Raw genomic sequence first — 13,513 nt, 5'->3', positions numbered from 1 at the left:
CTCGCGGAAGCACCGATGGGCCGAAGCCATCGGCCCATCACCCCGAACTTTCCCAGGCGAGGAGCCCGCCCGAGTGAAGCCGACCTTTCCCGTGGACCTCGCGGCCCGGGCCGCGAACCTGTCCGAGCGGATCCGGATCGTGTCCGCCCTCGGCCCGCCGTCCGGCGCGGAGCCGCTGGAGGCCTTCGACGCCTGGAGGATCGACCGGCTGGCCGCCAAGCTGGCCGCCAAGTTCGGCGCGGAGACCAGCCCGCGACCGGAGCGCCACACCGAGGAGTCGCTGCGCGAGAACCTGCGGGCCTACCGCGCGCACGAACTCGGTCTCGCCGACCCCGGGAGCCCGCTGGGCCGGATGCTGGCCGACCTGCACCAGGGCTGGCTGCCCGTCTACCGGGAGACGCTGGAGGGGTTCGACCCCGGCGACGAGGCGTTCGCGGCGGCGGACTGGCGCGCGGACGACGTCTACCACGGCCGGCTCGCCACCGCCTGCGAGCCCTTCCTGGTGGAGCTCGGCCACCGCCTGACCCGGGCGATCGACGCCGGCGCGTCCGCGGTCCGCGTCGACTCCCGGCTGGTGGCCGACTTCCAGGGTTACCTGCTCGACCGGTTCGAGCTGGCGCTGGCCTGGGCGGTGGAGACCGACGCGAAGGTGCACTGCCGGCTGCACGGGATCGACCCGGCGGCCGCCACCCGCGACGCCTACCTCGCCTACCTCGACAAGACGTTCGCCGACGCCGCCGCCTACCACCGCTTCTACCTGGAGTTCCCCCTGCTGGGCCGCTGGCTCGCCCAGACGACCGGGCAGCTCGCCGAGCACGGCGCCCAGATGATCGGCAGGCTTCGCGACGGCGCCGCCGAGCTGTCCGAGGCGTTCTTCGGGCGGCCCGTCGCGGCCGTGCGCACCGCGCGGCTCGGCCGCTCCGACCACCACGCCGGGGGCCGCAGCGTCGCGATCGTCGAGGTCGAGCTCGCGGACGGCGCGCACGAGTCCGTGGTCTACAAGCCCCGCGGCCTTGAGGGCGAGGCCGGGTTCCAGGGGCTGCTGGCGCGGCTGCGCGACGACGGCGTCCTCGACTACGCCGAGCGGGCCGTGCTCCCCAAGGACGGCTACGGCTTCGAGGCGCTGATCCCGCCGGGGCGCAACCGGGTCGCCATCCGTGAGGAGGCCGAGCGCGTCTACGCCGAACTCGGCGGCTACCTGGCGATCTTCTACGTGCTGGGCGGCGGCGACCTGCACTTCGAGAACGTCCTCGTCGCGGACGGCCACGCCTTCATCTGCGACTGCGAGACGGTGCTCGGGGCGCTGCCCAAGGGGTGGCCGCGCCCGTCCGGGACCCTGATGGACTCGGTCTTCAGGACCGGCCTGATCGAGTGGCCGAGGAGCGGCGCGGCGCCCGAGGGCGAGATGCGGATCAGCGGGTACACCGGCGGCGGCGGTTACGAGATGCCGATGCCGGTGCCGCAGGTCGACCGCGCCGTGTCGTTCGCCTCGTCCGTCAGCTACCGCGAAGGGGTGCGCGTCGACCCGGGGGCCTCGAACCGGATCTTCGTCGGGGACGAGCTGACGCACGCCGAGGACTTCGTCGACGCCATCGGGGCCGGGTTCGACCAGGTCTACGAGTGGTTCCGGCGGCGGCCCGACGAGGCGACCGACTGCGTCCGCGAGCTGTTCTCCGGCTCGGGCGTGCGCTTCGTCAACTGGAGCACCCAGGTCTACTCGCAGCTGCTCGCGGCCGCCCTGCACCCCCGCTGCCTGCTGGAGCCGCTGGAGGCCGACCTGCTGATCGAGACCGTGCGCACCTTCCCGCGCAAGTGGGACCAGGACGCGGCCCTCCCCGACTGGGAGGTCGCGTCGATGTGGCGCCGGGACGTCCCGCTGTTCAGCGTCGAGGCGGGGAGCACCGGGCTCGTCCACGACCACGCGTCCGCGGTCGGCGCGGACCTGGAGACGAGCCCGCTCGACCACGCCGCTTCGCGGATCAGGGGCCTGTCCGCGCGGAACCGCGCCCAGCAGCGCCAGTACATCGCCGCCGGGCTGTCCGGCGGCGACGTCACCAGCGCCGACTTCGCCGAGACGTGCGTCGGGCGCGCGGCCGCGCTCGGGGAGCAGCTCTGCGCGATGCTCCGCGAGCCGGGCGCCGCCGCCCCCTGGACGTCCTTCGTGATCACTCCCGACGGGCGGGACGAGGTCGACATCGAGGGCGACCTCTACAACGGCTCGGGCGGCATCGCCCTGTTCCTCGCCTACCTCGACGCCCTCGACCCGCGTCCCGAGTTCCGCGCGGCGGCGCGGCGGGCGCTCGACCACGCCGTCGCCGCCTGGGAGCGGCGGCGCATCGGGGCCTTCACCGGCCTCGGCGGCATGATCTACGTCCTCACGCACCTGTACCGCCTATGGGGCGAGCGCCCCCTGCTCGACCACGCCCTCGAACTCAGCGACGAGCTGGCCGGGCGCATCGACGGGGACCACCACCTGGACGTCTTCCACGGCGCGGCCGGACTCATCCCGGTGCTGATCGGCCTGGCCGGCGTGGCGGACGGGCGGGGCCTGGAGCAGGCGCACCACTGCGCCGCGCACCTGCTGCGCCGCGCGGAGGCCGAGGGCGACACCCTGTCCTGGCCCGGCTCCGACCTCGGCGCCGCCGGGGCCAACCTGACCGGGCTGTCCCACGGCGCCGGCGGCGTCGGCTGGGCGCTGATCACGCTGGGCCGGCTCACGGACCGGGCCGAGTACGTCTCGGCGGGGCGGCGCGCCTTCGCCTACGAGGCGCTCCACTTCGACCAGAGCGCGCAGGACTGGTACGACCTGCGCGAGTTCCCCGGCGGAATGCTCTGGGAGGGACGCCACTACGCCAACGCCTGGTGCAACGGCGCGGCGGGCATCGGCCTGAGCCGCATCCAGAGCTGGGCGGCGCTCGGCAAGGACGACGACGCGGTGCTCACCGAGGCGAGGAGCGCGCTCACGGCGACGATGCGCAACTTCCCCCGCCTCATGAACGACTCGCTGTGCCATGGCCGGTCCGGCAACGCCGAGCTGTTCCTGCGGTTCGCCCTGCTGGCGGACGAGCCCGCGTTCCGCCTGGAGGCCAACGTCCAGGTGCAGGCGCAGTGGCGCAACCTGGAGGACGCCCCGCCCGCGTCCGCCACCGGGTTCTTCCCCGGGCTGATGCTCGGCATGTCCGGGTTCGGAATGCACTTCCTGCGGCTGGCCCATCCGGAGCGGATCCCCTCGGCGCTCCTGCTGGACCCCCCGCCCGCGTCGATCTGAGGAGTGAACTGACCTATGTCCGTCGAATCCTGCGCGGCGTTCCTGCGGTTCGCCGTCCACGACACCGGGATCAGGCAGCAGATGAAGGCCATGACCGCGGTCGCGGAGATGGTCCGACTCGGCCGGGCGCACGGCTACCTGTTCGACGCCCGGGACCTCGCGGCGGCGTCGTCCTCGCCGGACTTCTCCGAGGCCGCGCCCGAGGCGGCGTCCGAGAAGACGGCCGGCCCGAAGCCCGGCGCGGCCGCATCGGAGGCGGCGCCCACCACGGCGGCGCCCACCACGGAAGCGACCGCGTTCTACCACTACGAGTACGACATGGCCGACCTTCCCGGGTTCGACGCCGTGCTCGACGTGCTGCCCGCGCTGAAGATCAAGCCGTCCACGGTCGACCTCGCGGAGTTCGACGCCGAGTTCAGCGCGGACGACCTGCGCTCCACCTCCCTGGCCCCGAACAGCCCGGAGTACCGGCGGTGGCGCGCCGCGCTGGACACCCGGCGCCGGCGCGACTTCCACCTCGTCAACCTGGACTCCCACACCGACCACGCGGACTACGAGGACTACTACGCGGCCAAGATCCGGCTGGTGGACGCGCTGGAGAAGGTCTTCGGCGGCGAGGTCAGGCTGTCCGGCAACCTGTGGTACCCGCCGTCCAGCTACCGGCTGTGGCACACCAACGAGGACCAGCCGGGCTGGCGCATGTACCTGATCGACTTCGACGAGCCCTTCCCCGACGCCGAGCACACCTCGTTCTTCCGCTACCAGCACCCGGAGACCGCCGAGCTGGTCACCCTGCGGGAACGTCCCCGGCTGGCGCGGTTCTTCAAGGTGGAGCAGGACCCGGAGCGCCTTTTCTGGCACTGCATCGTCAACCCGACGCCCCGGCACCGGTGGAGCTTCGGCTGCCACGTCCCCGACACCTGGCTCGACGCCATCGCGGGCCGGTCGTGACGGCGCGTCCCGCCACCGCCGCGCCCGGTTCGGCCGCACCCGCCGCGGCGACGCCCGCGATCCGGGCGGTCGGGCTGCGCAAGCGGTACCCCGGCGTCGAGGCGGTGGCCGGCCTCGACCTGACGATCCCTCCCGGCGAGAGCTTCGGCTTCCTCGGCCCCAACGGGGCGGGCAAGACCACCACGATCGCGATGCTGTGCACGCTGGCGGTGCCCACGTCCGGCCGGATCGAGATCGCCGGCCATGACACGCGGACCGACGCCGCCGCGGCGCGCCGCCGGATCGGGCTGATCTTCCAGGAGTCGACCCTGGACGTCCAGCTGACCGCGGCCGAGAACCTGCGGTTCCACGCCGACCTGTACAACGTCCCGCCCGGGCAGGTGGCGGCGCGCATCGAGGAGACGCTCGCCCTGGTCGGGCTGACCGACTGCCGCGACCGCGCCGTGCACACCTTCTCCGGCGGCATGCGCCGCCGCCTGGAGATCGCCCGCGCGCTGCTGCACCGCCCGCAGATCCTCTTCCTGGACGAGCCGACGATCGGGCTGGACCCGAACGCCCGCGCCCAGGTCTGGCGCCACCTGCGGCACGTGTGCGAGACCGAGTCCGTCACCCTCTTCCTGACGACCCACCACCTCGAAGAGGCCGAGCAGTGCGACCGCATCGCGATCATCGACGCGGGCCGGATCGTCGCGCAGGGCAGCCCCGCCGAGCTGAAGTCGGTGCTGGGCGCCGACCGGGTGCAGCTGCGCACCGGCGACGACGCGGCCGCGGCGGCGCTGATCGCCGAGCGCCTCGGCCTGGACGTGACCCGCGACCGCCACGGGCTGCGCCTCCAGGTCCCCGACGGCGCCCGGGTGCTGCCGCGGCTGCTCACCGAGCTCGACGTCCCCGTGTACGAGGCGCGGGTCACCCCGCCCAGCCTGGACGACGTCTTCCTGCACCACACCGGGCACCGGATCCGCGACGAGGCCCCGCCGGAGCCGTCCGCCCGCCCGATGCGGGTCCCGTCGGCGGCCGAGCCGGGCAGGGGCGGGCTCCGCGCCGAGCTGCGCGCCCTGGGGATGGTGTGGCGGCGCGAGATGCTGCACTTCCGGCGCGACCGCGTCGGAGCCGCCCTCTCCCTGGTCCAGCCGCTGATCTTCCTGTTCGTCCTCGGCACCGGCCTGTCGAACCTGATGCCCGGCCCGAGCGGCGACGCCTACCAGCTCTTCCTCTTCTCGGGCGCGCTGGTGACGGCCGCGCAGGGGCCCGCGCTCGCCACCGGCACCTCGATCATGTGGGACCGGCAGGGCGGCTTCCTGCGCGAGATGCTCGCGGGCCCGGTCAGCCGCGCGTCGCTCCTGGTCGGCAAGTGCCTGGGAGGGACCACGGTGGCCACCTGCCAGGCCGCCATCCTCCTGGCCGCCGCCGCCCCGGTCGGCGTCCCGCTCGACGGCGCCCTGATCGCCCTCCTGCTGGGCGAACTGGTCCTGGTCTCGCTGGCCATGACCGTCCTGAGCGTCCTGCTGTCCACCATCCTCCGCCGACCGCAGACCTTCGGGACCGTCCTGACCGTGATCATGGCCCCGATGGTGTTCCTGTCCGGCGCGTTCTTCCCGCTGAGCGCGATGCCCGTCTGGATGAAGGCCCTGGCGCTGGCGAACCCGCTCACCTACGCCGTCGACGTGATGCGCCGTACCATCACCGCCTACCTGCCGGACGCCCCGCACCACCTGTTCCGCCCCCTGGCCCTGGGCTCCTGGCATCCGCCGCTCGCCCTCGAATGCGCCCTGATGGCCGCCCTGACGACCGCGGCCCTCCTCCACGCCGCCCACCGCTTCACCCGCCTCCCCTGACCTCCCTTTCCGGCGGGCGAGCCGCGGTGCGCGCTTCGCCCGACGGCTTTCCACCGGGGCCGGGCGTAGGGACCCGGTGGAAAGCCAGGTGGTGTCGTTCTAGGGAATGTCGTGCCGGCCTTGCTTGATCTGCTCGGCCAGAAGCCGCCACCGGGCAGAGGTGATGGCGATGTGCGGGCCGGACGGGTCCTTGCTGTCGCGGATCCCGACCGTGTGGCCGATCGAGTCCAGACGCGCGGTCTCGACGCAGTCGGTGCCGCCCAACGAGCGGCTGCTCTTACGCCAGACCGGCGGTGGTGCGAAGTGTCCGACGGTGGTCATTGGTTCGCGGAGTCGCGGGATTAGGGTGGGCATGAAGAGAACCTGCCTTTCTGGCATGCGGTGGGTTTCTCGATGAAAAGGAGCCGTCGCCTCGGTGCGACGAGGCGGCGATCCGGGCGGGGCCTTCTCGCTGCGCTTGTGGGCGCGAGAAGGCTCCCGTCTATCTCGGGACTGGCGAACGGCCGGTCATGCCTCGTCCGCGGAGGAGGCGCCGCCCGGCCGGATCGCCAGCCGGGCGTGGGCCTTGAGCCATTGGTCGATCTCGGCGTCGGTGCCTCCGGCCCCGGCGATGTAGGCGCGGACCAGGTCGTGACGCGGCAGCTTCCCGTTCTTGCCGATGGTGCAGAAGCTGGCGAACGCGTAGGGCCGCGGCACCGCCGGATGCCGGGCGCAGACCTTGGCCATCTCGCGGTAGGGCCGCTCGCCCTTGAGCAGGCGGAACTTCCGCATCAACGCCACGAACCCGCCGGGGTCACCGGCCGTCCACGGGTCGACCTCTATCTCTGCGTGATCGGCCTTCGCGGTTCCCGCCGAAGAGACGGGGGCCTGCGCCGCCGGGGTCGCCGCCTCGGTCGCGTCCTGGCATTCGACGTCCGCGCCGCCTGCGGTCGTGCCTCCGGCGGCGGCGATGCACCCCGGCACGTCCGGACCGCATCGCACCGACGACCCGGCACTCGCGCCTCCGGAGCCCGTGCTCCCTGTACCTGTGCTCTCTGCGTCGGGCGCCGCGTCCTGCGCTGGTGTGCGAACGGATGTCTTGGCGGGGGCCGGTCCGTTCGGCACCGCTTCGGCCGGGGTGTCCGGCCGGGGGTTCTCCTCCGGCCAGGCCCACGGTGGCGGGCCGACCGGTTCGGTGCGGGAGGAACGGGGCCGGCGAGGAGGCTGGACGGGGGCCCAGTCGTCCAGCGGATCGACCAGGGGCGCGGCCTTGGCCGGCGGGATCGTGTGCGGATCGGCGGTCTGGACCTGGTTGAACAGCTCCTGGGCGACCGCGATGTCGGCCTGGAAGGCACCGCACGCCGTCAGGACGGCCTCCAGCGCCGACCACGTGATGCCGGTGAGGTCACCGGCGACGATCTGGCGGAGCTTGGCGGAGGTGACGCCTCGCGCCGCCGCCTTGCCGGCGACCGTCTGCCTGCTGCCCCGCCCCTCGAAGAGGGGAGCGTGGTAGACGCAGCAGATCAGAGCGTGCAGCCGGGTGTGGGCGTCCGCGCCGGGATGGGTCTCCGCCAGGAACGCCTCGACATCGCGAGGGCTCTTGCCCGGCGCCCGTAGCAAGCGGCTCATGAGCAGGTCGGGTGTGAACCGGCGCGTCTGTCATCGACCTCCCGCCGGCCTTGCCCCTGCCGGATTCCGCGGGGCCCGTGCCGAACTCGCGAGCGTTGGCTGGATGAGCTCCATTACACATCCTTGTCTTCGTCGGTGGCCGAGCGTGATTTCCGAAGAGCGGGCCGGTGGCGCCGACATCCGGTTCACCACGGGCATTGATCCGCCTCGGTATCGGGAGCATAGACCGCGCGACCGACAAGCAGCACATCTCACCCGCATCTCAACTCGGACGAAGTGGTGCATGTCGGAACGCCTACACCAAACTAAACATCACACCCGAATGACCTGCGAAAACAAACAAGTTCGCACGCGTTCAGATTTGTTCAATCGTGTCAGGTGACGCATACCGGGTGACGAATCTGAAGTACGTCGAGATAGCGAATTTGTGCATCACAAATTGCGAATGCCAATGCATGGGCATACGGACGATCCGGGGCGGGCCGGAGGGGAAGCCCTCCGACCGGCACACCTCCGGAACAGGGCGCATCTCGCGCATGCGTCCGGTCTGCGTCACGTCGCGGCGAGAGCGCCTGCGATCACGCCCCCGCGGCTCGGGCGGTCGTCCGTCCCTAGGCCGGCGGGCGCGGCGTCCCGCCCTCGGGCCGGCCCTCCCGCAGCCGGGCGTTGATGCGCTGGGCCTCGGCGAGCTGGTCTTCGAGGATGATGATGCGGCAGGCCGCCTCCAGGGGGGTGCCCTGGTCGATCAGGTCGCGGGCGCGCTGCGCCAGGCGCAGCTGGTAGCGGGAGTAGCGGCGGTGCCCGCCGGACGAGCGCTGCGGGACGATCAACCGGGCGGTGTCGAGACTGCGGAGGAACGCCGGGGTCACGCCCAGCATCTCGGCGGCGCGGCCCATGCTGTAGGCGGGGTAGTCCTCGTCGTCGAACTTGTCCTCAAGCGCCGCGGAGTCGTCGGGCCGGTCGGGGCCGCCGGGCTGGTCGCCGGTCTGAGTCATGTGGAGTGCTTTCACAAAACCTTCCGTACTGCCGGGAAATCGGAAGGCGGCGACGGCAAGGGGCCCCGACGCCAGACTGCGGCGCCGGGGCCCAGAGGTACAACACCATCTACCGGCCTTGCTGAGCCGGTCTTCCGCGTCGGCCGCACAAGAGGCGGGGACGCGGGGATCGCGTATGCGTGACCGTAGACCACCGTCCAATCCGGGGAACTGCGGTACCCGCGCGGCGTGACTGGAGCCTGCTGCGGGCGATCCCGATGGCGCCGATCCCTCCTTTCCTCGACATCACTACCTGTACTGCGTGTTCGGGTACTTCGTTGTGTTGCGGTACTTCCTTGTGTTGCGGTACTGCGTTCTTGCTGTTCACCACTACAGCCGGCGGCTCGTCCGCCACCGGTCCGACCGGCTGCCGAGGCCCCTTCCACTGCGCTGGCCCCGGCACGCCCGGCCGGTGTCATCCATCCGTACCGGCAGTTCGTCCTCTGCCGCTTCTCATGGACCCGTCTCTCTTCGATGGAAGGAACACTACCCGGTCCCGGCTCGAAAATCTACATCGGCTGCTACAGAGTTTCGTAGATCACATTCCTGGTTTCTCTCCACCGGCCGATGGCATCCGGACGGGTCCGCGCCGGGGCTACAGGCTCTCGCTCGTCCAGCGCCACGCGCCGTTCTCGTGCCGCGCGCGGACCAGTTGCGTACCGCTGGCGTCCGCGAGTTCGGCGATCAGCCGGATCAACTGGCGGTGGAAGTCCGCGGGCGGGCGGGTGCCGCCCGGCGAGCCTTCCAGGAGCGTCACGCTGACCTTCGCCTCGTCGCGGAGCTGCGCGGTCAGCCGGCCCGTCCTGTCCATGCGCATGATCACGATCGCGTCGGCACGGATCAGGTCGTCACCCTCGGCGGCGGAGATCCACACTTCGCTCATGTGCGTCCCCTGCCCGGATCGAGGGCCTCGTACGCCCTGTGTCCCGTGCCCGCACGCCCTGTCTCCCCTGCCGCGCGTTCCGCGCGCTCGTCCAGGCGGGCGGGTGCGGCTCACCGGCGTCGGCGCTGGTCAGCGCGGCGCCGTTCGCTTGTGCCGCCCCAAGGGCCGTCCGGCGAGGCGGCCGGGCGGCGGACTCCGGCGGGCTCGGGCCGGAAGGCGTAGACTCTGGTTGAGCCAGAGGTTCCCGATGCGGGCGGCCAAGCCGGCGTCCCCCTGGTTCCGACGATCGGTCTCCCCGAGGCCAGACAGGCCGGCGCGCATGACGCCGCTCCACCGTCCCTCTCGAACACGGACGCCCGTTTCCGGCGCCGGATCCGCCGCCCGGCCGGGCCGCGGAGCGGCGACCGCGGGTCTCTGAGCGGTCCCGGCCACACGCACACTCCTGATCGGAGCCCCAGATGGATACCGCAGGCACCGCCTTCCCTGAGGCCGGGCTGCGCCGCGAGACGCTCGCGGAACACACCGTCATCACCATCACCGGCGACCTCGACGTCTCCTCCGCGCCGTCCCTGCGCGAGCCCCTGGAGATCGCACTGCGCGACGCGGGACCCCACGTGGTCATCGACCTGTCCGAGGTGACGTTCTGCGACGCCGCCGGGCTGGCTCTGCTCACCGGCGCCCGCCGCCTCACGGAACCGGGGGGCGTCGCGCTCGTCCTCGCCGCGCCCCGCCCGCACATGGCCAGGCTCCTGCGGGTCAGCGGCCTGGCCCGGGTCTTCGCCGTCCGCCCCACCGTCGACGCCGCGCGCCTTCGATCGGCCGCGGCCTGAACGCGCGGCCAGGCCCGGGCGTAGCGGGCGGACGGGAGGACGACATGACGGGCGACCCGGGATCGATCGGGTGGGGCGCCGCCGGCACCGCACCCAGCGAGACGGACCGCCGGCGCCTCGCGGCCACGTTCGAGCTGATGAGCGCGGTGGTCCTGGACGGAACCGGCGTGCCGGGCATGCTGGCCCTCGTGGCGGCGCAGGCCCGGGAACTGGCGCGGGTGCCGCTGGCGTTCGTCGCCCTACCGGGCGAGGACGGCAACACGCTGCGGGTCGAGGTCGCGGACGGACCCGGCGGCGAACGGATCCGCGGGTTGACGGTGCGGCGGGGCCGGTCGATGCTCGGCCGGGCGTTCACGTCCCGCCGGGCCGTGTCCGCGCGGATCGCCGCCGATCAGACGCTCACCGGCCTTCCGGCCGGCCCCATCCTGATCCTGCCGCTGGAGACGGGGGAGGCCACGCGGGGAGTGCTCGCCGTCCTCGGACGGGTCGGCGCGGAGCCCTTCAGCCCGGCGACCGCGCGCCAGATGCTCCTGTTCTCCGACATGGCCGCCCGGCTGATCGAGGTGGCGGGGGCGCGCCTCCCGGGCGCCCCGCCGGGAGTCACCGAGCCGCCCCTGCGACCGCGGTCGTCCGGCTGAGTCCGACGCGGCGGCGGCTCCTTCGCCGCCTGGGGAACGGCCTCCGCAGGCCTGTCCGGGCCCGGCCGACGGCGCCCGTCCCGTGGTTTCGGGCCCTGGCGCGCCGGGGGCTCCGGCGGTCTTCCTAGAGCCGGAAAAGCTTCGTGAACGGGGAGAGGATCTTTACTTTCCGCGTCCCGAAGTCGACCAGGACGGCGTTGCCCGGCTCGACCTCCAGGACGCGCCCGAGCCCGTACTTGTCGTGCGTGACCTGGTCGTCGAGGGTGAACTCCTTGGCCGGCGGGGCGGCGGGCGGAGGCGCGAAGGGGCTGGTGGGCAGGTGTCGCCGTCTGGCGGGACCGGTGGGTTTCATTACCTCATTATGCGCGTACCGGGCGGTTCCCTGAAGCCTTCTCGCAGACCAGGCTGGTAAATTATCGCGCCGGACACCGCCTCGATCGGCCGCCCGAAATCGTGTGGTACAGTAGATGGCAGTTGCGGTTCCCATAGACATGTGCGTGCGCCTGTTGGAAGTGACCTCAGGCGCACTTTTGTTTTTTCTGGATCTTCCGGATGGGCCATCGCGGCGTCCTCGCCCGCACACGGTGTGCGGACGGGGCACACCCTGAAGGAGACGACCATGGCCACCGGCACCGTCAAGTGGTTCAACGCGGAAAAGGGCTTCGGCTTCATCGAGCAGGACGGCGGCGGCGCCGACGTCTTCGCCCACTACTCCAACATCGCGGCCCAGGGCTTCCGTGAGCTCCAGGAGGGCCAGAAGGTGTCCTTCGACATCACGCAGGGCCAGAAGGGCCTGCAGGCGGAGAACATCGTCCCCGCCTGATAGCGGTATCGGCGGTGCGCGGCCCCGAGGGTCGCGCACCGCTCTGCGTCGGGCCCCTGGTCCGCGCCCTCTCTCTCCCGGCCCGCGGCGGAACCCCCCGCTGGGCCGCACCCGGTTCGTTCTTGAGAATCCTCCCCCCGGGCTCGCGTCGAGTCCGGGGTCTTGCATGACGGAGCACTTCCCTGACACGCACCGCTCCCAAGGAAGGCTTCACCATGCCCCGCACCCCTCGATCGAGCGCCCGAGGCTCCCGGTCTCGTCCCGCCCGCCGTCCGGCGGACGGGCAGCGAAGGCCCGCATCCGAGCCCGCGCCCGCCCCCGCCGCCAAGTCCACGCCCCCGGCCCCCGCTGTGGCGTCGTTCGCCGAGCTGGCGCTGCCCGCCCCGATCCAGGAGACGCTGGTCCGCCAGGGCGTGACCGCGCCGTTCCCCATCCAGGCCGCGGCCCTCCCGAACGCCCTCGCCGGACGCGACGTCCTCGGCCGGGGACGCACCGGCTCGGGCAAGACGCTCACGTTCGGCCTCGCGCTGCTGGCCCGCACCGCCGGCCTCCGCGCCCAGCCCCGCCGTCCCCTCGCCCTGGTCCTGGTCCCCACCCGGGAGCTCGCCCAGCAGGTCACCGCCGCGCTCGAACCGTACGCGGACGCCGTGGACCTGCGGACGACCACCGTGGTCGGCGGCCTGCCGATCGCGCGGCAGGCGAACGCGCTCGCGCGGGGCGCCGACGTCCTGATCGCCACGCCCGGGCGCCTCGCCGACCTGATCGAGCGCGGCGACTGCCGGCTCGACGCCGTGCGGACCACCGTGCTGGACGAGGCCGACCAGATGACCGACCTCGGCTTCCTGCCGCAGGTCACCCGGCTCATGGAGCAGACCCCGCAGGACGGGCAGCGGATGCTGTTCTCCGCCACGCTCGACGGCGGCGTCGACCGGCTCGTCCGCCGGTTCCTCAGCGACCCGGTCACCCACTCGGTCGACCCTCCGGCCGGAGCGGTCACCGCCATGGAGCACCACCTGCTGCACGTCGCCGACGAGGACAAGCACGAGACGACCGTGCACATCGCGGCCCGCGAGAGCCGCGTCATCATGTTCGTCGGCAAGAAGCACCAGGCGGACCGCCTCGTCCGCAAGCTGACCGCCCGCGGGATCAGCGCCGCGGCGATGCACGGCGGGAAGACGCAGTCGCAGCGCAACCGCGCGCTGAACGGCTTCCACAGCAAGGACGTCACCGTGCTGGTCGCCACCAACGTCGCCGCCCGCGGCATCCACATCGACGAGCTCGATCTCGTCGTCAACGTCGATCCGCCCGCCGACCACAAGGACTACCTCCACCGCGGCGGCCGCACCGCCCGCGCCGGGAACGCGGGGACCGTGGTCACCCTCGTCCTGCCCGAGCAGCGCCGCGAGATGGACGCCATGATGGCCAAGGCGGGCATCACCCCCCGCGTCTCCCGCGTCCGCCCCGGCGACGCCGACCTGGCCCGCATCACCGGCGCCCGCCCGCCGGCCCGCGCCGCCGCCGCTCCGAACGCCGCCCCGCCCCGCAAGCCGCGTCCCGCCGCCGGCTCCCAGCGCGGGAACTCCCACACGGCCGCCCCCTCTCGCAGGCCGCGACGGCGCACGTCCTCGCTCAACAGCTGACCC

General features: G+C 72.6%; 12 protein-coding genes. 7 read left to right on the top strand and 5 right to left on the bottom strand.

Annotation, left to right across the window (positions count from 1 at the left end; genetic code table 11):
• Window positions 1-73: 73 nt before the first annotated feature.
• Genes AB0C87_RS07595 through AB0C87_RS07585 form a run of 3 tightly spaced genes read left to right on the top strand, consistent with a single transcriptional unit; the run spans window position 74 to window position 6,054 of the window.
• Window positions 74-3,268 (top strand): type 2 lanthipeptide synthetase LanM family protein, encoded by a 3,195-nt coding sequence (locus tag AB0C87_RS07595; RefSeq protein ID WP_360576834.1) that lies wholly within the window; start codon window positions 74-76, stop codon window positions 3,266-3,268.
• Window positions 3,269-3,283: 15 nt separating this feature from the next.
• Window positions 3,284-4,219 (top strand): Nif11-like leader peptide family natural product precursor, encoded by a 936-nt coding sequence (locus AB0C87_RS07590; RefSeq protein WP_360576833.1) that lies wholly within the window; start codon window positions 3,284-3,286, stop codon window positions 4,217-4,219.
• Window positions 4,216-6,054: an ATP-binding cassette domain-containing protein gene (locus AB0C87_RS07585; RefSeq protein WP_360576832.1), complete on the top strand. Its 1,839-nt coding sequence runs from the start codon at window positions 4,216-4,218 to the stop codon at window positions 6,052-6,054. The genes AB0C87_RS07590 and AB0C87_RS07585 overlap by 4 nt, the downstream gene beginning before the upstream one ends.
• A 99-nt stretch (window positions 6,055-6,153) precedes the next feature.
• On the opposite strand, the gene AB0C87_RS07580 is transcribed toward AB0C87_RS07585, so the two are convergent.
• The 4 genes from AB0C87_RS07580 to AB0C87_RS07565 all read right to left on the bottom strand — a co-directional run bounded on the left by AB0C87_RS07580 (window position 6,154) and on the right by AB0C87_RS07565 (window position 9,579).
• The gene (locus tag AB0C87_RS07580; protein WP_345183399.1) at window positions 6,154-6,375 is read right to left on the bottom strand and encodes a DUF397 domain-containing protein; all 222 of its coding nucleotides are present in this window, start codon (window positions 6,373-6,375) and stop codon (window positions 6,154-6,156) included.
• A 186-nt stretch (window positions 6,376-6,561) separates the two neighbouring features.
• Window positions 6,562-7,662 carry a hypothetical protein gene (locus AB0C87_RS07575; protein WP_360576831.1) on the bottom strand — a complete coding sequence of 367 codons (1,101 nt, stop codon included), beginning with the start codon at window positions 7,660-7,662 and terminating at the stop codon, window positions 6,562-6,564.
• Window positions 7,663-8,273: 611 nt separating this feature from the next.
• Complete coding sequence (locus AB0C87_RS07570; RefSeq protein WP_345183405.1) at window positions 8,274-8,657, bottom strand: MerR family transcriptional regulator; 384 nt, start codon at window positions 8,655-8,657, stop codon at window positions 8,274-8,276.
• Between the two features lie 634 nt (window positions 8,658-9,291).
• On the bottom strand, window positions 9,292-9,579 hold the full coding sequence (locus AB0C87_RS07565; protein WP_345183408.1) for a hypothetical protein: 288 nt from the start codon (window positions 9,577-9,579) through the stop codon (window positions 9,292-9,294).
• A gap of 458 nt (window positions 9,580-10,037) precedes the next feature.
• Between AB0C87_RS07565 and AB0C87_RS07560 the strand changes: the two genes are divergently transcribed.
• Both AB0C87_RS07560 and AB0C87_RS07555 read left to right on the top strand, forming a co-directional pair.
• Window positions 10,038-10,409 carry an STAS domain-containing protein gene (locus AB0C87_RS07560; RefSeq protein ID WP_345183411.1) on the top strand — a complete coding sequence of 124 codons (372 nt, stop codon included), beginning with the start codon at window positions 10,038-10,040 and terminating at the stop codon, window positions 10,407-10,409.
• Between the two features lie 44 nt (window positions 10,410-10,453).
• A complete protein-coding gene (locus tag AB0C87_RS07555; RefSeq protein WP_360576830.1) occupies window positions 10,454-11,047 on the top strand; it encodes a GAF domain-containing protein in 594 nt (197 codons plus the stop codon).
• A 124-nt stretch (window positions 11,048-11,171) separates the two neighbouring features.
• On the opposite strand, the gene AB0C87_RS07550 is transcribed toward AB0C87_RS07555, so the two are convergent.
• The gene (locus AB0C87_RS07550) at window positions 11,172-11,399 is read right to left on the bottom strand and encodes a hypothetical protein (RefSeq protein ID WP_345183416.1); all 228 of its coding nucleotides are present in this window, start codon (window positions 11,397-11,399) and stop codon (window positions 11,172-11,174) included.
• A 267-nt stretch (window positions 11,400-11,666) separates the two neighbouring features.
• Between AB0C87_RS07550 and AB0C87_RS07545 the strand changes: the two genes are divergently transcribed.
• Both AB0C87_RS07545 and AB0C87_RS07540 read left to right on the top strand, forming a co-directional pair.
• Window positions 11,667-11,870 (top strand): cold-shock protein, encoded by a 204-nt coding sequence (locus AB0C87_RS07545; protein WP_024936225.1) that lies wholly within the window; start codon window positions 11,667-11,669, stop codon window positions 11,868-11,870.
• A 215-nt stretch (window positions 11,871-12,085) separates the two neighbouring features.
• Window positions 12,086-13,510 (top strand): DEAD/DEAH box helicase, encoded by a 1,425-nt coding sequence (locus AB0C87_RS07540; RefSeq protein WP_360576829.1) that lies wholly within the window; start codon window positions 12,086-12,088, stop codon window positions 13,508-13,510.
• Window positions 13,511-13,513 lie beyond the last annotated feature (3 nt).

Origin of the sequence: Actinomadura sp. NPDC048021, assembly GCF_040653135.1 — a bacterium.
Lineage (GTDB): Bacteria > Actinomycetota > Actinomycetes > Streptosporangiales > Streptosporangiaceae > Spirillospora > Spirillospora verrucosospora.
The sequence above is the reverse complement of the archived record's forward strand: the minus strand, read 5'-3'. Positions and strand labels throughout refer to the sequence as shown.